Below are 21047 nucleotides of genomic sequence, written 5' to 3'. Positions count from 1 at the left end.
AGGCGGTTTCCCGCCACGCGCATTCAGCCCTTCTCGCTGTCGAGCCTGAGGATGTCGGAGCCCTCCCCGATCGATAGCAAGCCTGTGCCGGCGTAGATATCGAGCTTGGCGCGCGTATCGGCGATGTCGAGGTTACGCATCGTGAGCTGGCCGATGCGGTCCGCCGGCGTGAACGCGGCGTCTTCCACCTTCTCCATACTCAGCCGCTCCGGCTGATAGGTCAGGTTCGGGCTCTCGGTGTTCAGGATCGAGTAGTCGTTGCCGCGGCGCAGCTCCAGCGTCACCTCACCGGTCACTGCGCGCGCCACCCAACGCTGGGCGGTTTCGCGCAGCATGAGGGCTTGAGAATCGAACCACCGGCCCTGGTAGAGCAATCGACCAAGGCGCAGGCCGCTGATCCGGTACTGCTCGATAGTGTCCTGGTTGTGGATGCCGGTGATCAGGCGTTCGTAGGCGATGTGCAAGAGTGCCATGCCGGGAGCCTCGTAAATACCACGGCTCTTTGCCTCGATGATCCGGTTCTCGATCTGGTCACTCATGCCAAGACCATGTCGTCCGCCGATGGCATTGGCTTCGAGGAAGAGCGCGACCGGATCGGCGAAGGTCCGGCCGTTCAATGCGACGGGCTGGCCCTCCACAAAGCGCACGGCAACCTTCTCCGCCTTGACGGCACAGTCGTCGCGCCAGAACGGCACGCCCATGATGGGGCTGACGATCTGGATGCCAGTATCCAGGCGCTCAAGATCCTTCGCCTCGTGTGTTGCGCCGAGGATATTGCTGTCGGTCGAATAGGCCTTTTCGGCGCTCATCTTGTAGTCGAAGCCGTTCGCAGTCAGGAACGCCGACATTTCCGCGCGGCCGCCCAGTTCGTCGATGAACTGCTGGTCGAGCCAGGGCTTGTAGATCTTCAGGCTCGGATTGGTCAGCAGGCCGTAGCGATAGAACCGCTCGATGTCATTGCCTTTGAACGTGGAGCCGTCACCCCAGATGTTGACGCCGTCCTCCTTCATGGCCGCGACCAGCATCGTGCCGGTTACGGCGCGCCCCAGAGGTGTGGTGTTGAAGTACGTCGCACCACCGGTTGAGATGTGGAAGGCGCCGGACTGGATGGCGGCGATACCTTCATGCACCAACTGCGTGCGGCAATCCACGAGACGAGCTTTTTCGGCGCCGAAGGCTTCGGCCTTTCGCGGAATTTCGTTGTAGTCGGCCTCGTCAGGCTGGCCGAGATTGGCGGTATAGGCGAAGACACGCGCGCCCTTTTGCTTCATCCACAGCAGCGCCGCGCTGGTGTCGAGACCGCCCGAGAAAGCGATGCCGACTTTTTCCCCTTTGGGCAGGCTCTTCAAAATCGTGCTCATAGAGCTTCCAATCGCTCGAAATGGCTGATGTCGTTGGTGACTTGGGTGCGCGCATATCAAATTTCACAGCCGCGGGCACCTGCTTAATGGTGGCTGGCGCGACCCGACTCGCTCACGCCGATGACGCGGGGCCTGTTTCACGACCCAAGAGCCGCCGGCGGAAGCGATAGCCGGGCCAGGCGAAGCGCGTCAGCGCGGCATCGACCCCCTCGTCCGACAGCCGGGTGCGCGGCCAGCGGTAAATGTAGCCGTGGGCGAGCCAGATCACGAGAAAGCTCACGAGGCCCGCGGCGGCGACGTCGGTGAAGAAATGACCACCAAAGGCCATGCGCAGCACGCTCGTGGTCAAGCCGAAGGCGGTAGCGGCGGCATAGGCGAGCGGCCGCCAGGCCGGCGGGACAAGGGCTGCCGGGGCGTAGGTCCAAAAGGCGGTCGCACCCTCGCCGGAGAAGAACGAGCAATTATGGCCGCAGCCGCCGCGCGGATCCCACCAGGCGACGAACGGCAGTTCGCCGTTGAACTCGCTCACCACGACGGGACGTGGCCGCCCCCAAAAGGCTTTGAAGGTGAAATTGGTGAGCACGCCCGCCGACAGCGTCAGCGTGAGCAGGAGGAAAACAACGGCACGGCCCGACATCAGAAGCGGCCGGTCCGGCCGCACCAGCTTGATGACCAGCGCCGCGATCGCCGGCATGGCGAGGCCCCAGGCGATCCACATCGCCGCATTGCGGGCGAAGGCAGCGAGCGAATCCTGCTTCAACGGAAACGCTCGCGACTGCGGATCATAAAACAGTGCCGCCAGCTTGAGGTCGAGTTCGGGATAGAGCCCGAACACAATGCCGATGACGACCGCCAGCGACAGCGCGATGAAGAGTCCGGTCCGGTTCATGGCGCGCGGTTTAGCGGAGGCATCGGAGCCTGAAAACCCCTGTTGTCATTCCGGGGCGATGCGTCAGCATCGAACCCGGAATCTCGAGATTCCGGGTTCGCCTCTTTCGAGGCGCCCCGGAATGACACTCACTTTGGCGGCGGCGCCTGCGGAGGCTCCGGTGACGGCGGCGGCCGCGATGCCGAGGGCAGCGGCGGGGGCGGATTGAGCTTGCGCGGCGGCACACGCCAGGCGCCGGCGGTGCGGCCGGCGATCATCCAATAGACCAGTCCCGCGACGATGCCGGCGCCGGTCATGATCTCCAGGTGCCGCCGCACAATGCCCTCGAAGCGCATGGTCTCGGTGTCGAAAGGAACCAGGCCCAGATAAAAGATGAGCCCGACCAAGCCGCCACCGATCGCGTAGGTCAGCACGTTGCGGATATAGAAGGCCTCGGTGATCGCCACGATCACCATCGCCGGTATCAGCGCGAAGCCGGAAATGACGACAAAACCGAATCCGAGCAGAATGTCGAACACGCCCTCATCGACCGGGCCAGTGCCGAGCTCGCTGAACTCCGGAAACAACAGCGCGCCAATAATGATGATCCCCGCCGCCAGACAGGCGGCGAGAAAGCCGAAGAAGACGAGGACAAGTCGGCCGATCAGCGCCATGAGAAAACGCCATTTCCGTCATTGCGAGGAGCGCGAGCGACGAAGCAATCCAGAATCTTGCTTAAGGAACTGGATTGCTTCGCGGAGCCTGTCATCGGCCCGCGCCTTGCGCGGACCCGTTGGCTCGCAATGACGAGTGCGGATACCGAACGCACAACGACTAGTCCGTCATGGCCATGGCACGCAGTGCCTGGCGCTCGCGTGCGGAGAGTTTTTCAGTCTCGGATTTCAATTGGCCGCAGGCGGCGAGAATGTCGCGGCCGCGCGGCGTGCGTACCGGCGAGGAATAGCCGGCGTTGAAGATGTATTCGGAGAACTTTTCGATCTGGTCCCAGTCCGAACATTCATAGGCCGTGCCGGGCCATGGATTGAAAGGAATCAGGTTGATCTTGGCCGGAATGCCCTTGAGCAGCTTGACCAGCAGCTTGGCGTCGTCGAGCGAATCGTTGACGCCCTTGAGCATCACATATTCGAAGGTGATACGCCGCGCGTTGGAGGCGCCGGGATAATCGCGGCAGGCCTGCAGCAATTCCTCAATCGGATATTTGCGGTTCAACGGCACCAGCACGTCGCGCAGCTCATTGCGCACCGCGTGGAGCGAGATCGCCAGCATGACGCCGATCTCCTCGCCGGCGCGGATGATATTGGGCACCACGCCCGAGGTCGACAGGGTGATGCGCCGGCGCGAGATGCCGATGCCCTCGTTGTCGGCGACGATCAAAAGCGCGTCGCGCACCGCCTCGAAATTATAGAGCGGCTCGCCCATGCCCATCATCACGATGTTGGTGACGAGCCGGCCGCTCTCGCGATTCTCCCAGTCGTTGAGACGATCGCGCGCGACCATCACCTGACCGACGATCTCGCCGGCCGTCAGGTTGCGCACCAGGCGCTGCGTGCCGGTGTGGCAGAACGCGCAATTCAACGTGCAGCCGACCTGGGAGGAGACGCAGAGCGTGCCACGGTCGGTCTCCGGGATATAGACGCACTCGACTTCATGCGGCTTCTCGACCTTATCGCCGGAAGGGAGCCGCAACAGCCATTTGCGGGTGCCGTCGTTGGAGATCTGCTCGGCGACGACTTCCGGCCGGTCCACGGTGAAATGCTTCGCGAGTTCGGCGCGCGTGTCCTTGGAGATCGAGGTCATCTCGTCAAAGCTCTTGGCGCCGCGGAAATAGATCCAGTGCCAGAGCTGCTGCACCCGCATCTTGCGCTGGGCGGGTGCAACCCCGATCTCGCCGAGCCGCTCGGAAAGCTCAGACCGCGACAGGCCGATCAACGACGGCTTCGCCGGCGGCACATAGGCCTCCAGCGGGACTTTTTCCAAGGGCAAGGGCGCCGCGGAACCGGCCGCAATCGCGTTGGTGATGGTGCTGATCATGACCGATTAGATAAGGCGTCCCGCGCTTGCTGGAAAGTCGCCATGAATTGGTTTAGTGCCGAAAAAATGAGTTAGCGCTTGCAGTCCTGCGCGATCCTGTCGAGCGCCTGCGACAGGCCTTTCAGCGAGAATGTATCGACCGTCTCGGTGCCTTTGGCCGAGACGCCCTTGACCACAACGTCGGAAGCGCGGCGCATCGCGTCCACCATGCGCTCTTCCTCGGCGGCGTTCTTGATCCAGAGCCCGTCTCCTTGCGTGTACATCGCATAGGTCGCGCCGCCGACTTGCAATGTCGATTCGGAGCCCGGCTTGAGCGCATAGCCGATCATGATCGAGACCTCGTTGAAGACCTTTTCCGCCGGACGCGTGGACACGAAGGCATAGGCCGGATCACGCGGCCGATTCGGCGGAATGGTTTTCGACGAGGTCGGCTTGGCCAGCGCGAAGCACACCTTCTTGCCGTTCGGCATGGCTGTGTAAGCTCCCCAGGTACCGAACTGGCCGATCAGGGTCGGCTCGGCACCGCCTGTGGCCGCGGCCGATGGCTTGGCAGCCGCTGGCGCCGGCTTGGCGGCGGCTTTTGCCTGCTTTGGCGAGGACGCGGATTGCGCCTGCGCGAGGTGAGCCACCCCGCACGCCAATGCATTGATGATCAGAATTGTCAGCGCCCGCCGAAACGACATGAGCGGTTGGTTCCCCCAATATTGTGACTGGAAGATGGCCCGGTGATCGATGCTTCGCCGGGCAAAGCCATAGCCGGGAACACGAGTCTTGGGAAGGCAGCCAGAGATTGTTGCCGGTCAGCTCTTCGCCCGTGAGGCGCGCAAAGTTTCCCATTGCGCCTCACTCCATTGCAACAGATCCTCCGCGCCCGACGAACGCAGATGGGCGCCGCCGTCCTGCACCACCATTTCGCCGTTGGTGTAGCTCGCGGCATCGCAGATCAGAAAACTCGCGAGGTCGGCCAGCTCGCGATGCTCGCCGACACGCCCCAGCGGATTGCGCGCAGCGCCCTCCTCGCGGCCTTCGGGGCGAAGCTGCCCCGAGGCACCCCGCGTCGGGAAACTGCCCGGCGCAATGGCGACAGTGCGAATGCCCTTCGGCCCCCACTCGACGGCAAGGCTCTTGGTCATCGCCAGCAGCGCGGATTTCGCCATCGCCGAGGGCACGGTGAAGGCGCGGCCGGTGATGGTCGATGTTGAAAGGATCGACAGCACCACGCCCTTGTGCCGACCTTCGATCCAGCGTCTGCCGGCGGCAATGGTGCAATAGAGCGCGCCATGCAGTGTCGGCGCCAGGATTGCGTCCGCCGCGCGGAACGACAGCCGCTCGGTCTGCGCAATGAACGTTGCGGCGGCGTTGTTGACCAAGACATCCAGCGGAGCCTCGCGCCAGAGCTGGTCCATCATCGCCTCAACCGCACCACCGTCGCGGATATCGCAGGCAATCGCGGTGACCTTGCCGCCGCACGCGGCGCGCATCTCGGCTGCCGTCGTCTCCAACACGTCCTGCCTGCGACCGCAGATGACGAGCTCAGCCCCGAGCTCCAGAAACCGACGTGCCATCACGGCGCCAAGTCCAGTGCCGCCGCCGGTGATCAGGATGCGCTTCTGTTTCAGCAGACCTTTTTCAAACATTGTTCGATCCCTCGTGAGACGTCGTTGCGACGAGCGCCAGCGACATGATGATCCAGAATGTTTGACGCGGCGATGGATTGCTTCGCGTCACCCGCAATGACAAGTTGGCGCGACAAATTCCGCGTCCGAAACTCAGGTGTATCCATGAAAGCCATTCTCTGCTCGCAATATTGCCAACCCGACGATCTCTTGCTGGCCGATGTGCCCGATCCCGTCGCGGAGGCCGGGCAGGCCGTGATCGCGATAAAGGCCGCGGCGCTGAACTTCTTCGATCTCCTGATGATCCAAGGCAAATACCAGATCAAACCGCCATTTCCGTTCTCGCCGGCGGCCGAGGTCGCCGGCGTGATTGAGAGCGTCGGGGCAGGCGTCACCGACCTCAGGGTCGGCGACCGTGTCATCGCCTCCTGCGGTCATAATGGCGCGCGCGAGAAGATCGCGCTGCCAGCCGCCTCCATTGTGAAGATTCCCGACAATCTGGATTTCGACCGCGCCGCCGGCATCATCATTATCTACGGCACCGCGCTGCATGCGCTGGAGGATCGCGCGAGTCCCAAGAACGGCGAGACGCTCGCGGTGTTGGGCGCTGCGGGCGGCACCGGCCTTGCCGCTTGCGAGCTCGGCAAGCTGATGGGGCTGAGGGTGATCGCCTGCGCGTCCTCGGAGGAAAAGCTCGAATTCGCCAAGGCGCATGGCGCCGAGCTGACGCTGAATTATGCCAAGGAGGACCTCAAGGAGGGCTTGCGACGCCTCACTGACGGCAAGGGCGCCGACATCATCTTCGATCCGGTCGGCGGCAACTATGCCGAAGCCGCGTTGCGTTCGATCGCCTGGGAAGGCCGCTTCTTGGTGATCGGCTTTGCGGCCGGCGACATTCCGAAGATGCCGCTCAACCTCGCGCTGCTCAAAGGCTGCGACATCCGCGGCGTGTTCTGGGGCAATTGGGCGCGCCTCAATCCCGCAAAGAACCGCGCCAATCTGGAAAAGCTCGTGCAGTGGACGGCGGACGGCAAGATCTCCTCGCATGTCGATCGGACGTTCCCGCTGTCGCAAACCGCCGACGCGCTCAAGGTGCTCGCGGGCCGCAAGGCCATGGGCAAGGTGATCCTGCATCCGTGACAGCGAGGCCCGCGCGCACCGCAAAAAAACGGCGGCTGCGGGTGCGCGTGGGCGGGCATCGCAAACCAGGCATTAACCATAACGGCCCACCGCGCAGAAGTTTCGCCCCAGGATCATATCCGCCGTTTCGCCATAATTTTGCCACACGCAGAACCGCCCCCGCGCTGCGTCCGATGTGAGCGCTCAGCCCCTGGCTGGCGCGACAAAGCGGAGGCAAACGATCCCCGCTGAAGCTGCAAATGTGATTGACAACACGTGGATTTTTCCGCTGAGGCCGACCGTGACCAGGTACGCCGGACGCTGCGCCGGATGATCTGCGATGCAGCGAATTCGAAGAAGATGATGCCCACAATTTCATTGTGAACTGCTCTCCTCTGCCTCAATGAATCCAAAAAATCTCCCCATTCGTGCCTGGCTGAGCCGTCTTTTGGGCTGATTCAGACGGCGGATTACCGCAGTTCCAGTAGCGGGGCGGCATCTGGACAATAACAATGAATAGCAGGGACATTGGCCAAGGCTGCCCCGACTGTTGCGTTGCAGTAGTGGGGAAGCATCACCATGGTAGAGCCAAGGACGCGGTTTCGTTCATACGATCACGATGTCGATGGGTTTGACGAAGACTTAACCAACTCTCAACCAGCGGCTTACAGGTTCGGGCGATCCGCGAGAAACGACTACACGCCGGATCAGTCGGTCCCATTGTTCCTGTCCGATCCCGACGGCGAACCAGAGCCGCACGAATTCGTCGCCCCACCGCGCAAGCGAGGGCTCGCCTCCGTCACATCAAAGATACTCTTGCTGGTCGTTGCGGCCTCAGGTGCGGCCGCGTTGTTCACCTGGTTCTCCTCCGATGCCACGCGCGACATCATCGTCAACGCAAAGGCTTCCATTTCCGCCGCAGTATCGCCGACCGCCGCTGCAAACACGGAGGGTGGTCAGCTCACCGCTGTCGACCTGCAGTTGAAGGATCCCACGCGTATGACCGCGCCGGCGCCGGCCCCCGGGCCCAGGGTGGTGGCGACTGCAACGGCACCATCGCGTGAGGAGATTTCAACTGCCTATCAGGCAGCCCTGCGAAGCGCAGCACCTGCCGCTGCGACGCCGCCTGTCCCTGTCGTGACGCCGCCTGCCGCTGCGGCACCGGCTGCCGCCGTAGCGCCGCAGGTTGCTGTCGCGCCGCCGGTTGCCGAGCCCGCCCCGGCGCCGCAGCCGAAGCGGATCGACGGCGCAGAACTTGCCACGCTGATGAAGCGCGCCAAGGATTTCCTGGCAATGGGCGACGTTCCCGCAGCGCGGCTGCTGCTCGAACGCGCCGCCGAAGCGCAGAACGCTGAGGCCGCGCTGATGCTGGCCCGGACCTACGACCCGGCTGTGCTTGGTCCCTCCGACGTCCGCAACATCACGCCGGAGCCGGACAAGGCGCGCGCCTGGTACCAGAAGGCCGCCCAGTTCGGCTCCGCCGAGGCCCGACAGCGCCTGGCGCAACTACCTGCCAATTAGCTTTCACATTCAGGGGACAACATGCGTAAGATTTTTGGACTGGCCATCGTTGCCATCGCGATGGTGTGCGGCCTCGCCGCGCGCGCCGAAGAGACCGAGTATGATCCGGCCAAGGTCAGCGACAGCCTCAGGGCCATCTTTCAATTCGGTTCGGCGCAGACCAAGCAGGCGCTCAACGCCAACACGGTGACGCTGATCACCGGCACGATCGGCGGCACCTATGTCCAGTTCGGCGCCGACCTCGCCTCCGTGCTGGACGACGGCAACAAGCTGCGCGTGCTCCCCATCGTCGGCCGCGGCTCGGTGCAGAGCGTCGCCGACATTCTGTTCCTGCAGGGCGTCGATCTCGGCATCGTGCGCGCTGACACGCTCGATTATCTCGAGCGCAAGGGCTTTGCGAAAGACATCAAGCGGCAATTCACTTACGTGACCAAGCTCTACAACGAAGAGATGCAGGTCATTGCGCCGAAATCGGTCCGCAATCTGAAGGATCTCGAGGGCAAGACGGTCAGCGTCGATCTGCCCAATGGGGGCACCTTCGTCACAGCACTGACCGTGTTCGAGCGGCTCGGGCTCAAGGCGAATTTCGTCTATATCGAGCAGCGCATCGCGATGGAGAAACTGAAGAAGGGCGAAGTTGACGCGGTGATCGTCGTCGGCGGCAAGCCCTACAAGTCTGTCAGCACCTTCAACAACGATGGCCGTTTTCACCTCGCCACGGTCGACTACGACAGGCCGCTGCAGGGCGACTACCTGCCGGCGCGCATGACCTCGAAGGACTATCCCAATCTGATCGCCGACGGCGAAACGGTGGACACTATTGCAGTGCCGGCGGTGCTTGCCGCCTATAATTGGCCGTCCAACACCGAACGTTATCGCAAGCTCGCGCTGTTCGTGGACGCGTTCTTCACGAAATTCCCGACCTTCCAACATCCTCCGTTCCATCCGAAATGGAAGGAGACTTCGCTGGCAGCCCCGCTGCCGGGCTGGCAGCGCCTGCCGGCCGCGCAGCAATGGCTGGAAGCCCACGGCATCGATCAGGCCATGCGCAATCGGTTCGAGACCTTCCTGCAGCAGAATCCCGCGGCTGCAAAGGGCATCCAGTCGGAGTCCGATAAGGAAGCCCTGTTCAAGCAGTTCCAGGCCTGGCAGGCCGACCAGGCCGAGAAGGAGAATGCAAGGGCCCAGGCGCCGGTTGCCGATAAGCCGATCAGGCGCCAGCGCAACTAGCTGTCTCCATCCGAGGCAAAAGAGGCGGAGCGGCGGCGGAAGCTGCGCTCCGGCCTTCTCAACTTTCGCTGTCGATGCCCCGCTTCAGCGCCGCACGCGCGGCCTCGCGATGCTCCGGCGTGATGTGAGCGGCAACCAGGCGGATTGCGGTGGCGAGAATGGCGGCATCGTCGGTGAAGCCGAGGACCGGCATCATGTCTGGAATGAAATCGAACGGCAGGATGAAATAGGCGATCGCCCCTAACAGCGCGACCTGGACATGCCGCGGCGTCTCCTTGTCGAACGCGCAGTAATAGGCGGCCAACAGATCCTCCGCGAACGGAAGCGTCGCCATCACGCGCTTGAACTTGCCCCAGAACCGCCGGCGCACGCTCTCGCGGTCTTCAGCCAGCCGATCGGCCGGCTCAAAGCCCACTGAATAGTCTGACGCCATTGCCAAAACTCCCCTCAAGCCTCTGGATCGTTCTGAGACACCATTTCGAACCGTCATCCTTCAGGCGCAGCCGCAAAGCGGCGGCCTCGAAGGATGAACGTCCCCGCAACGAGAGCCGGGCCCTCGCCCTTCGAGGCCCGCCAACAGAGCAGCGCTCCCTTGACGAGCGCCTCAGGGGTGACGAGACGAACGTAGGCCCGTTTTCGAATGTAGTCCGATCCTAGCTCCAGCAACTGGGCACTGGCTAGCGCCACCGCAAGCCTTGTGCCTTGCCGGGTTCAAACGCCAAACTGACCGGCAATGGCGTTCATCGCCTTGGCGAGCTTGATGTCGCGCTCGGTGACGCCGCCGGCATCATGGGTGGACAGCACCACCTCCACGGTCTTGTAGACGTTGCGCCATTCGGGGTGATGGTCGTGTTTTTCGGCGACCAACGCCGCACGGGCCATGAAGCCGAACGCCTCGTTGAAGTCCTTGAACACGAAGGTCCGCGTGATCGCCTCCCGGCCCTGAACCTCCGCCCAGCCGGGCAGGCCCTTGAGCTCCGATTTGCGCGCTTCTGCCGTCAGTCGGTTCACCATGATCGTCTCCCGTCTTGGCCGGAACTTTGCTTCACCGCGCGAGGCTGCGTAGCTCGCCCGCTAGGCCCTTGATTAGGCATAATCTTTTCGGACAGCGGCATCCGCTTTCCCCGATCATGCTGTAATGCCGCGAGCTGCCCGCCGGATCCGCTAACCATGACGCAGTTGTAACCCTTCGGGTCCAAGGATTTTGCTACAATGCTGCAAACTGCGCCGGCGCCATGAAGTTGAGCCTCAAACGCTTATTTGCGAGATCCATGACCGGAGGCCTCGATCCAGCCGCTCCACCGGCCCCAGCCCCGCCGCGCTCGCCGGGACAGCAAACGCTGTTGGTCGCGATCGCGCTGGTGCTCGCGCTGATCGGCACGGTTGCCGGCGGCTATTACTTTGCGATGCGGCCGGTGCTCCTGAAGATCGCCGTGGGCCCCGCCAACAGCGATGACGTCAAGGTTGTGCAAACGCTGACGCAAACGTTTGCGCAGACACACGGCTATGTGCGTCTGAAGCTCGTTCAGACCGACGGGGCCGTGGCCAGCGCGGAGGCGCTGTCGAAAGGCAACGTCGACCTCGCGATCATTCGGGGCGATCTCGATGTCCCTAAGAACGCGCAGGCGGTGGCGACCCTGCGCAAGAACGTTGTCGTGATCTGGGTACCGGCGGCCAAGGGCAAGAAGAAGTCGGGCGCGAAGATCACCAAGATCGCCCAGCTCGCCGGCCATCGCATCGGCGTCGTTGGCCGCACCGAGGCCAACGTGAATCTGCTCAAGGTGATCCTGCAGCAGTACGGCGTCGATCCCGGCAAGGTGGAAATCGTGCAGTTTCCGACCACGGAAGTAGCGGAGGCCATCCGCAATCAAAAGGCGGACGCCTACCTCGCGGCGGGCCCGGTCAACAGCAAGATCACGGCGGAGGCGATCGCCGCATCCGCCAAGGAAAGCGGCGAGCCGACCTTCCTCGCCATCGATCTGGCGGACGCGATTGCCCAGAACCATCCTGCCTACGACGCGGCGGATATTCCCGCGGGCGCCTTCAGCGGCTCGCCCGATCGCCCCGACGATGAGGTGAAGACCATCAGCTTCAACCACCACATCGTCGCCCGGAAGGGCCTCTCGGACACCACGGTGGCGGCACTCACGCGGCAATTATTCGCGGCGCGGCAGCAATTGATGGCGGAGTTTCCGCTCGCGGCCAAGATCGAGACCCCCGATACCGACAAGGACGCCGTCATCCCCGCGCATCCCGGCGCGGCCGCCTATGTCGACGGCGAGGAGAAGACCTTCCTCGACAAATACAGCGATTACATCTGGTGGGCCCTGATGGCGCTGTCGGCGACGGGCTCGCTGGGGGCCTGGTTCGCGGGCTATCTGAAACGCGACGAGCGCAACACCAACAGCCATTTGCGCGAGCGCCTGCTCGAGATGATCGCGCAGGCCAGGCGCAGCGATTCAGTGGAGGAGCTCGATCAGCTCCAGAGCGAAGCGGACACGATCCTGCGCGACACGCTGCGTTGCTTCGAGGACGGCGCGATCGAGCAAGGCGCGCTGGTCGCCTTCAACATCGTGCTCGAACAATTTCACCGCGCGATCGCCGACCGCAAGCTCCTGATCGCGACCATGCCGCAAAACCTGCAGCGCGCCGGGGCGCAGTTCCGCGCCATGGGGACGCTTTAATCCGGCCGTCATAGATTTTTCCTATAGCGGTTAGCGTCTTTCCGTGAAGCGCGGCGCGTCATTCCGGGGCGCCTCGAAGAGGCGAACTATGATGCGCAATTGCGCACCTGAGAATCTCGAGATTCCGGGTTCGATGCTGACGCATCGCCCCGGAATGACGGAGCCTAGGTCGCGCGTCGAAGCAGACTCAAAGCCCCGAGGCTCGCATGGCCATCAAAATCACCCGCAACAAATTCCGCCCAATCTCCCGCCGGCGTTTCCTCTCCACCGCGGCAGGTGCGGGCATCGGCGCGATCGCGATGCCCTATCTCAGCCGCGCCGCCGACCGGCCGCTGGTGACCCATGGCGTGCAGTCCGGCGACGTATCGTCGGATAGCGGCGTGGTCTGGGCGCGCGCCGATCGCGCCTCGCAAATGCTGGTGGAGGTCTCGACATCCGAGTCCTTTGCCGATGCGCGCGCGCTGCCGCCGATCGCTGCGCTGCCGGAAAGCGACTTCACTGCGAAAATGCTGCTGGAAAATCTGCCCGGCGGCCAGGACATCTTTTATCGCGTGAAGTTCCGCGATCTCGCCCATACTGGCGTCGAGAGCGAACCCGTGGTCGGCCGCTTCCGTACCGCGCCGTCCGACAAGCGCGACGTCAGTTTCGTCTGGGGCGGCGATGTCGCGGGCCAGGGCTGGGGCATCAACCCCGACGACGGCGGCATGCTCACCTTCTCGACCATGCGCAAGCACCGGCCCGACTTCCTGCTGCATTCCGGCGACACCATCTATGCCGACGGCATCATTTCCTCCGAGGTGAAGCTCGCCGACGGCAAGATCTGGAAGAATCTCACCATTCCGGAAAAGGCCAAGGTCGCCGAGACGCTCGAGGAGTACCGCGCCGCGCACAAATACAATTTTCTCGACGACAATGTGCGCGCCTTCAATGCCGAGGTGCCGATCTTCGTGCAGTGGGACGATCATGAAGTGACCAACAACTGGTCCGCTTCGAAGGAGCTTCCCGCCGCCTACAAAGAACGCAACATCGCGCTCCTCGCCCCGCGCGCGGCACGCGCCTTCCATGAGATGTATCCGATCCGCGAAAGCATCGTTGAACCGGGGCGGGTGTATCGGAGCATCAGCTACGGCCCGCTGCTCGACGTCTTCGTTCTCGACGAGCGCAGCTATCGTGGCGCGAACGGGCCCAATCTTCAGGAGACCTATGGTCCCGATGCTTATTTCATCGGCCCGGATCAGATGGCCTGGCTGAAGCGCTCGCTTCTGAGCTCGCGTGCGACCTGGAAGGTGATCGCCTCCGATATGCCGCTCAGCCTGATCGTTTATGACGACGCGGCCAACAGGCGCGGCTCGGAAGCGTTCGCGCAAGGCGATGGACCGCCGCGCGGCCGCGAGCTGGAGATCGCCGACATCCTGCGCTTCATCAAGACCGCGCCGATCCACAACACGGTATGGCTGACGGCGGACGTGCACTACGCCGCCGCGCACTACTACAATCCGGGCAAGGCGCAATTCCAGGAGTTCGAGCCGTTCTGGGAATTCGTCTCCGGCCCCCTGCATGCCGGCACCTTTGGACCGAACGAACTCGACAACACGTTCGGCCCCGAAGTGCGCTTCATCAAGGCGCCGGGTGAAGGCAAGCAGAACCTGCCTCCATCGGAGGGCATGCAGTTCTTCGGCCATGTCAAGATCGACGGCGCGACCGGACAGATGACCGTGACCTTGCGCGACCGCGCCGATGTCGCACTGTGGTCGACCACACTCGATCCGAAGCTGGGGTGATCGAAGCACACGCAAACCCGTCATCCTTGAGGTGCCGGCGCCAACGGGTCCGCGCAAAGCGCGGCCCGACGAGGCTCCGCGGCCGCCTGAAGGTGACGGGAAGCCCTGCAGTCCATTTCGATACCCTGCGCGTTGCCTACGATCGCGGCGCCTGCCGCAGTGCCGCTTCCAGCGCTTTGGTTGTGCACGGCTTGCTCAATCTTGGCCTGTCCGCGAACGCCTCCAGGACGTTCGCATCACCGCCATACCCGGTAACGAAGACGAACGGGATGCTCAGCGCGTCGAGCCTTTCGGCGACCGCAAAGCTTTTCTCGCGCATCAACGACACGTCGAGCAAGGCGAAGTCCGGTGCGCGTTCGCGGATCATCGTGAGCGCGCTTGCCACATTGCTAGCCGATCGCACCCTCCTCACCCCGCAGCCGCGAATCCTGTCCTCGAAATCGAGCGCGATGATCGGATCATCCTCCACGATCAGAACATCCAGCGGCAGGCCCGAAGGGCCGTCGGAAGACTCCGGTTCCATGAGTACGGGATCTCTAAAGGTTTGATTGGGGTGAGATCGGCGGACCCGCCTGCCCCGAAGGCGCGTCGGTGAGTTCCCGAAGATGAAACCACCACAAAGAACTTTCACTGTCTGCGCACTTCTGAACGGAACCTCGGAACCGCCTGGCCATTATCCTCGCCGGTGGAGGAGGGACCTTGGCGATGCTGAGGCGACGTGATGAAACGGCCGTGGTCATTGACCGGCCGTACAATAATCTACTGCGGCGGCTCGATGCGGATGACTATGCGCTGATTGCCCCGCATCTTTCTTACGAGGAAGGAGAGCCCGACGAGCTGCTCTACAGCCCCGGCGACAAGGTCAATGTGGTGCACTTTCCGTGCGGGCCGAGTCTCGCCACCTTCCTCGTCGCCAACGAAGACGGTCGCGATGTCGAGACCATCCTGGTCGGCCGTGAGGGCGCGGTGGGGGGCATTGTCAGCGAGGGATATCTGCCGGCCTACACCCGCATCTCCGTGAAATTCGGCGGGCCGTTCGTGCGCCTGCCCGTCGACCGGCTCGACGCGGCGAAGCTGCGGTCCAAGACCCTGCGCAACGTCTTTACCCGGTACGCGGACTGCATGCTGGCGCAGATCTTCCAGTCGACCGCCTGCAACGCGATCCACTCCATCGAGCAGCGGACCGCGAAATGGATCATGTCCGCGATGGAGCGTACCGATGCCGAGGAGATCGTACCGCTGACCCATGAGCAGCTTTCGACCCTGCTTGGCGTCGGTCGCAGCTATACCAGCCGGGTGATCCAGATTTTCAAGGCCGAAGGAATTCTCGAGACGAGGCGCGGCGCCATCCGGGTGCGCGACCGCACGGCATTGAAGGGACGCGCCTGTCTCTGCAACCAGTCAGTCAAGAACCATTTTGAGGAGGTGTTGAGCGGGGTCTATCCGATCGAGGAAGAGGGGGCCTGAGGGAGCCCGATTGGCGCCTAAAATCGGCCCTCACCGGCCAAACAAGCCATTGTTTTTTGGCGTTTCCTGAATATATTGCGGCGCAAACGCGTCAAAGGTGCCCGGTCTATCGGCCGGGCTTCCTTTTTGGGGTGTCGCACCATCCCGCAGCATGATCCGGAACCCGGAGGGCCGCGCGAGCGCAAGGCCGGGGCCTGGTTGTCCGAAACGATCATGCGCGAATCAAAGCAAGGAGTGGGACGGCCCTTCGAAGAAGGGTCATCGCGCTCTGATATCTCAGGTCTTGAGCGTTAACGGAAAACAGGTCCCGTTATCAGGCGAGATCGCGGCTTTACGTCATTGCCTGGACTGAAAAGAAGCACTGCATGAAACTCCGCAACGTTGCCATCATCGCCCACGTCGACCACGGCAAGACCACACTGGTCGACCGCCTGCTGCAGCAATCCGGCACCTTTCGCGAAAACCAGAAGGTCGCCGAGCGCGCCATGGACTCCAACGATCTGGAGCGCGAGCGCGGCATCACCATCCTGGCCAAGGCCGCCTCGGTGCAGTGGAAGGACACCCGCATCAACATCGTCGACACACCCGGCCACGCCGATTTCGGCGGCGAGGTCGAGCGCATCCTGAACATGGTGGATGGCGCCCTGGTGCTGGTCGATGCCGCCGAAGGCCCGCTGCCGCAGACCAAGTTCGTCGTCTCCAAGGCGCTGAAGGTCGGGCTTCGCCCGATCGTCGTGATCAACAAGGTGGATCGCCCCGACGCGCGGCCGACCGAAGTCATCAACGAGGTGTTCGATCTGTTCGCGGCGCTCGATGCCAGCGAGGAGCAGCTCGATTTCCCGATCCTCTACGGCTCGGCCAAGCAGGGCTGGATGGCGGAAAGCCCGGAAGGGCCCAAGGACGCCGGCATGGAGCCGTTGTTCGATCTGATCCTGCGCCACGTCGGAGAGCCAAAGATCGAGCAAGGGCCGTTCCGGATGATCGGCACGATCCTGGAAGCCAACCCCTATCTCGGCCGCCTGATTACCGGCCGCATCAGCTCGGGCGGCATCAAGCCGAACCAGCAGGTCAAGGTGCTGTCCGCCGATGGCAAAACCATCGAGCAGGGACGCATCACCAAGATTCTCGCCTTCCGCGGCCTGGAGCGCACGCCGCTCGATGAGGCCGAGGCCGGCGACATCGTCGCCATTGCGGGCCTCACCAAGGGCACCGTGGCCGACACTTTCTGCGATCCGTCGGTCGAGACGCCGCTGCCGGCGCAGCCGATCGATCCGCCGACAGTGTCGATGTCCTTCATCGTCAACAACTCGCCGCTCGCGGGCACCGAGGGCGACAAGGTGACCAGCCGCATGATCCGCGACCGCCTGTTGCGCGAGGCCGAAGGCAATGTCGCGCTGCGCGTCCGCGAAGCCGACGACAAGGACTCGATGGAAGTGTCCGGCCGCGGCGAGTTGCAGCTCGCGATCCTGATCGAGACCATGCGGCGCGAAGGCTTTGAGCTGTCGGTGTCGCGGCCGCGCGTGGTGTTCAAGAAGGACGAGGCGACCGGGCAGACGCTCGAGCCGATCGAGGAGGTCGTCATCGACGTCGACGAGGAGCATTCCGGCGTCGTCGTGCAGAAGATGAGCGAACGCAAGGCCGAGATGATCGAGATGAAGCCGTCCGGCGGCAACCGCCTGCGGCTGGTGTTCTACGCACCGACCCGTGGCCTGATCGGCTATCAGGGCGAACTCCTCACCGACACCCGCGGCACCGCGATCATGAATCGCCTCTTCCACGGCTATGCGCCCTACAAGGGCGAGATCCAGGGCCGCCGCAACGGCGTCTTGATCTCCAACGACCAGGGCGAGGCCGTGGCTTACGCCATGTTCAAGCTGGAGGACCGCGGCCCGATGATGATCGAGCCCGGCTGGAAGGTGTACAAGGGCATGATCGTCGGCGAGCACACCCGCGATAACGATCTCGAGATCAACGTGCTCAAGGGCAAGCAGCTCACCAACATCCGCACCACCTCGAAAGACGAGGCGGTGCGGCTGACGCCGCCGATCAAGATGACCTTGGAAAAGGCGCTCGCCTATATCGAGGACGATGAACTGGTCGAAGTGACGCCGAAATCCATCCGCCTGCGCAAGAAGTTCCTCGATCCGAACGAGCGCAAGCGCGCCGAAAAGGCCAAGGAAGCGGTGGCGTAGTTCTCAGTCATTCCCTGCGAATGCGGGGAATCCAGTATGCCGCGGTCTATCAGTATATGACTCCGGCCTCTGGAATACTGGATCACCCGCATGCGCGGGTGATGACGGCTATGCTTGCGGCGGCTTTAGCCGCTCCCGCGAACGTGCTACAGCCGAGCCATGGGCTCCCTCCCCTCCTCAGTCGACGTCGCCATCATCGGCGCAGGTGCCGCAGGGCTTGGCGCCGCGCACGGGCTGAGGAACTCCGGCCTGACGACAATCGTGCTGGAAGCGCGCGATCGCATCGGCGGGCGCGGCTACACCGTGCAGGCCGCTCCTGACGTGATCTTCGACGTCGGCTGCGGCTGGCTGCATTCGGCCGACCAGAACTCCTTCGTCGCGATTGCCGAACAGTTGAATTTCGAGGTCGATAAGACCCTCCCGCCGTGGCGCGAGCGCGCCTATGGCAAAGCCTTTCCGCAAGACGAACGCGACGATTATTTCCGCGCGCTCGACGCCTTCTACGAGCGCGCCTATGAGGCGGCGCTCAAAGGCGAGGATGCGCCCGCGAGCCTCTATCTCGAGCCAGGCAATCGCTGGAATCCGATGATCGATGCGATCTCGACCTACGTGAACGGCTGCGAACTCGACCAGGTCTCAATCCTCGACATGGACGCCTATGAGGACACCAACGTCAACTGGCGGGTGCGGCGCGGCTATGGCGCGCTGATGACGGCCTATGGCGAGTCGCTTCCGATCGTCCTCAACTGCAATGTCACGTTGGTCGATCATTCGGGACAACGGCTGCGCCTGACGACCTCTTTAGGGACGCTTCAAGCCGACAAGGTGATCGTCACAGTGCCGACCAATCTGATCGCCGACGAGGCCATCCGCTTTTCTCCCGCGATCCCTGCGAAGGTGGATGCCGCGGCAGGCCTGCCGCTCGGCGTGGACGATAAGGTGACGCTTCTGCTTGCGGATGCGGAGGCGCTGCCGAAGGACGGGAATTTACGGGGCCTCACCATGCGCACGGAGATGGGCACCTATCACATCCGCCCCTTCGGCCAGCCCTGCATCGAGGGATTTTTCGGCGGCCGCTATGCCAAGGCGCTGGAGGATGCAGGTGCGGGCGCGTTCGCCCAGGCCAGCATCGACGAGATCGTCTCCTTTCTCGGCAATGATTTTCGCCGCAAGCTTACGCCGCTTGCGGAGTCGCGTTGGGCCCATGACCCCTTTGCGCGTGGCGCCTATTCGCACGCACTTCCGGGACACGCCGGGGACCGCGCCATCCTCGCCGCGCCCGTCGATGACCGCCTGTTCTTCGCCGGCGAAGCCACCTCGCCGAACTTCTTCTCCACCGCCCACGGCGCCCGCGATTCCGGCGAACGCGCCGCAAGGGAGGTGTTGGCGGCGATTGGGAAACCATAGGCGTCGAACTCGTCATTCCAGGGCGGTGCGACAGCACCGAAACCGGAATCACAGTACGAGTTATTCCATCACCCGCGTCCGCAGCGCGGCGTCCGGCACGAAGCACGAGTCATACTTGCCGAAAATGCGGTAGCGATTGCGCGCGACGAGATTGTAAACGGCGTCACGCATTGACTTTGGCACAGCAAACAGGATGCGAGTCCAGCCGAAGGCGGGCAGCCGCGAGAGCACGGTCAACGCCGCATCCGATTTGAAATAGGCGACGCCGCCATGGATCACGGCATTGGTATCGGGATCGTCGGGATCGATGCCGAAGGCCTGCGCGAGCCGCGTGCCGTAAGGCGATTGGATCGCCGTGAAGCGGAACCGCGCATCCGCATCGCGCGCGGCGACGAAGCGCACCCAGCGCGAGCAGAAGATGCACACGCCATCATACAGGATCACGTCATCGTCGGGCCAAGTCGTCATCTCAGGACGTCATCTGTTGTGCAATATCGGCGGCCCGTGGGAAGCCACCGCGCAACATCGGGGACGGTACTAGCCATTGCCGCACGCGAAGCAGCGAACCTTCCGCACCCGCAGCGCGAAAGGCGATTTGCGCGGCGGCACCGGAGCAGCAGGCGAGGCCCAGTCGGAGCAAAGCAAGACCTGCAACCAAGGATCGCACCAAGTTCTGCCTCGTGCTTCGAGAGCGGCGGCAAACAGGCCGCGCCGAATCAAATCCAGTGCGTTTTTGACAGACGCAGCCGCTCAACGCGAGCTTGCCGCCCTGCCGCCTGCCTGCGCGTTCCGAAGACTGCTGCCTTATGCCGCGCATTGTCCTTTTCCGGCACAAGTCTCACCAAAAACTGATGCAGAAAGTCCACAGGTTAACCGATAATTAACGATAGACCTTGAAGCGAAGCCGCGGACTTGGTTTGATCATCGCCATGAGCACAACCCTGATCGAGGTCCGGCCGGCCAAAGCTGCAGACGCGGCTGCGGTGGCGGCTACGCATGATGAAGCCTGGCGCGCGGCCTATCAGGGCATCATCCCCGGCGCCGAGCTCGAAAAACTGATCAATCGCCGCGGCCCGCAATGGTGGGACAGTGCCATCCGCAAAGGCAGCCGCGTCAGCGTGCTGGTGTTCGGAGACAAGGTCGCGGGCTACGCCAATTACGGTCGCAACCGCGCCCGCAGCCTGCATTTCGAAGGCGAAATTTACGAGCTCTATTTGCGGCCGGAGTTCCAGGGCCTCGGCTTTGGCCGCCGCCTGTTCTCCGCAGCCAAGCGCGATCTGGCCCAGAGCGGCTTGCGTAGCATGGTGGTCTGGGCGCTCTCTGACAACGATCCCGCCACCGAATTCTACCGCGCCCTTGGCGGCCGCATGGTCGCCCGCTCGTCGGAGCGGTTCGGACCGAAATCGCTCGACAAGGTCGCCTTCGCCTGGACCAACTAAAACGGCTCTGGTCCCTGAAGAGGCCGCCTTAGCACAAAATGGTCGTCGGTTTTCCGAACAAGACCATCTTCAATAACAGACCGGGATGACGCCCAGAGCACGATCCGGACCGGAGGGCCGCCGCATTGGCGCAAGGTGCGCAGCGGCTCTTTCCGGAAAAGATCATGCTCAATCACAACCTGGAGAGAGATGACGATCGTCCCCGATCGCATCGCGCTCCCGGACGAAGTCAACACGCTCTGGTCTCAGCGCGCTTTGGCTTGTATCAGCATTTCTCAGAGCGCCTGACGTCCGGGCGCCACGGAGCCAT

19 protein-coding genes are annotated in these 21047 nt (G+C 63.2%); 9 read left to right on the top strand and 10 right to left on the bottom strand.

Annotated features, from left to right (window positions below):
* Positions 1 to 23: 23 nt before the first annotated feature.
* From argG to F758_RS0129110, 6 genes are all read right to left on the bottom strand, one after another.
* A complete protein-coding gene (gene argG, locus F758_RS0129135) occupies positions 24 to 1361 on the bottom strand; it encodes an argininosuccinate synthase (RefSeq protein ID WP_024511203.1) in 1338 nt (445 codons plus the stop codon).
* 112 nt (positions 1362 to 1473) lie between these two features.
* Positions 1474 to 2250 (bottom strand): phosphatase PAP2 family protein, encoded by a 777-nt coding sequence (locus tag F758_RS0129130; RefSeq protein WP_024511202.1) that lies wholly within the window; start codon positions 2248 to 2250, stop codon positions 1474 to 1476.
* Positions 2251 to 2378: 128 nt separating this feature from the next.
* The gene (locus tag F758_RS0129125; protein ID WP_024511201.1) at positions 2379 to 2903 is read right to left on the bottom strand and encodes a hypothetical protein; all 525 of its coding nucleotides are present in this window, start codon (positions 2901 to 2903) and stop codon (positions 2379 to 2381) included.
* A 160-nt stretch (positions 2904 to 3063) separates the two neighbouring features.
* A complete protein-coding gene (rlmN, locus tag F758_RS0129120) occupies positions 3064 to 4281 on the bottom strand; it encodes a dual-specificity RNA methyltransferase RlmN (RefSeq protein ID WP_051387064.1) in 1218 nt (405 codons plus the stop codon).
* A gap of 71 nt (positions 4282 to 4352) precedes the next feature.
* Positions 4353 to 4964: an invasion associated locus B family protein gene (locus tag F758_RS0129115; protein ID WP_024511199.1), complete on the bottom strand. Its 612-nt coding sequence runs from the start codon at positions 4962 to 4964 to the stop codon at positions 4353 to 4355.
* A gap of 117 nt (positions 4965 to 5081) precedes the next feature.
* On the bottom strand, positions 5082 to 5918 hold the full coding sequence (locus F758_RS0129110) for an SDR family oxidoreductase (RefSeq protein WP_024511198.1): 837 nt from the start codon (positions 5916 to 5918) through the stop codon (positions 5082 to 5084).
* 144 nt (positions 5919 to 6062) lie between these two features.
* On the opposite strand from F758_RS0129110, the gene F758_RS0129105 reads away from it, so the two are divergent.
* The 3 genes from F758_RS0129105 to F758_RS0129090 all read left to right on the top strand — a co-directional run bounded on the left by F758_RS0129105 (position 6063) and on the right by F758_RS0129090 (position 9767).
* Positions 6063 to 7037 (top strand): NADPH:quinone oxidoreductase family protein, encoded by a 975-nt coding sequence (locus F758_RS0129105; RefSeq protein WP_024511197.1) that lies wholly within the window; start codon positions 6063 to 6065, stop codon positions 7035 to 7037.
* Positions 7038 to 7595: 558 nt separating this feature from the next.
* Positions 7596 to 8537, top strand: a complete 942-nt coding sequence (locus F758_RS0129095) for a hypothetical protein (protein ID WP_035723418.1) — start codon at positions 7596 to 7598, stop codon at positions 8535 to 8537.
* A gap of 21 nt (positions 8538 to 8558) precedes the next feature.
* A complete protein-coding gene (locus F758_RS0129090; protein ID WP_024511195.1) occupies positions 8559 to 9767 on the top strand; it encodes a TAXI family TRAP transporter solute-binding subunit in 1209 nt (402 codons plus the stop codon).
* Positions 9768 to 9825: 58 nt separating this feature from the next.
* On the opposite strand, the gene F758_RS0129085 is transcribed toward F758_RS0129090, so the two are convergent.
* Positions 9826 to 10200, bottom strand: a complete 375-nt coding sequence (locus tag F758_RS0129085; RefSeq protein WP_024511194.1) for a YkvA family protein — start codon at positions 10198 to 10200, stop codon at positions 9826 to 9828.
* Positions 10201 to 10478: 278 nt separating this feature from the next.
* Positions 10479 to 10781, bottom strand: coding sequence for a 4a-hydroxytetrahydrobiopterin dehydratase (locus F758_RS0129075; RefSeq protein WP_024511192.1), 303 nt, complete (start codon positions 10779 to 10781; stop codon positions 10479 to 10481).
* Between the two features lie 221 nt (positions 10782 to 11002).
* Here F758_RS0129075 and F758_RS0129070 point away from each other — a divergent pair, with 221 nt between their 5' ends.
* Both F758_RS0129070 and F758_RS0129065 read left to right on the top strand, forming a co-directional pair.
* Positions 11003 to 12451, top strand: a complete 1449-nt coding sequence (locus F758_RS0129070; protein WP_024511191.1) for a TAXI family TRAP transporter solute-binding subunit — start codon at positions 11003 to 11005, stop codon at positions 12449 to 12451.
* A gap of 206 nt (positions 12452 to 12657) precedes the next feature.
* Positions 12658 to 14232: an alkaline phosphatase D family protein gene (locus F758_RS0129065; protein ID WP_024511190.1), complete on the top strand. Its 1575-nt coding sequence runs from the start codon at positions 12658 to 12660 to the stop codon at positions 14230 to 14232.
* Positions 14233 to 14368: 136 nt separating this feature from the next.
* On the opposite strand, the gene F758_RS0129060 is transcribed toward F758_RS0129065, so the two are convergent.
* Positions 14369 to 14755: a response regulator gene (locus F758_RS0129060; protein WP_024511189.1), complete on the bottom strand. Its 387-nt coding sequence runs from the start codon at positions 14753 to 14755 to the stop codon at positions 14369 to 14371.
* A 182-nt stretch (positions 14756 to 14937) separates the two neighbouring features.
* Between F758_RS0129060 and F758_RS0129055 the strand changes: the two genes are divergently transcribed.
* From F758_RS0129055 to F758_RS0129045, 3 genes are all read left to right on the top strand, one after another.
* Positions 14938 to 15699, top strand: coding sequence for a Crp/Fnr family transcriptional regulator (locus F758_RS0129055; RefSeq protein WP_024511188.1), 762 nt, complete (start codon positions 14938 to 14940; stop codon positions 15697 to 15699).
* A gap of 365 nt (positions 15700 to 16064) precedes the next feature.
* Entirely contained in the window at positions 16065 to 17891 is a 1827-nt protein-coding gene (typA, locus tag F758_RS0129050; RefSeq protein ID WP_024511187.1) for a translational GTPase TypA, read from the top strand.
* 159 nt (positions 17892 to 18050) lie between these two features.
* Entirely contained in the window at positions 18051 to 19298 is a 1248-nt protein-coding gene (locus F758_RS0129045) for a flavin monoamine oxidase family protein (protein WP_024511186.1), read from the top strand.
* Between the two features lie 60 nt (positions 19299 to 19358).
* Here F758_RS0129045 and F758_RS0129040 read toward each other — a convergent pair whose 3' ends face one another.
* Positions 19359 to 19766 (bottom strand): thiol-disulfide oxidoreductase DCC family protein, encoded by a 408-nt coding sequence (locus F758_RS0129040; protein WP_024511185.1) that lies wholly within the window; start codon positions 19764 to 19766, stop codon positions 19359 to 19361.
* Between the two features lie 461 nt (positions 19767 to 20227).
* Between F758_RS0129040 and F758_RS0129035 the strand changes: the two genes are divergently transcribed.
* Positions 20228 to 20737, top strand: coding sequence for a GNAT family N-acetyltransferase (locus tag F758_RS0129035; protein WP_024511184.1), 510 nt, complete (start codon positions 20228 to 20230; stop codon positions 20735 to 20737).
* Positions 20738 to 21047 lie beyond the last annotated feature (310 nt).

The organism is Bradyrhizobium sp. ARR65 (assembly GCF_000472385.1).
Lineage (GTDB): Bacteria > Pseudomonadota > Alphaproteobacteria > Rhizobiales > Xanthobacteraceae > Bradyrhizobium.
Note: the sequence above shows the minus strand (reverse complement) of the source record. Positions and strands in the feature narration are given on the sequence as shown.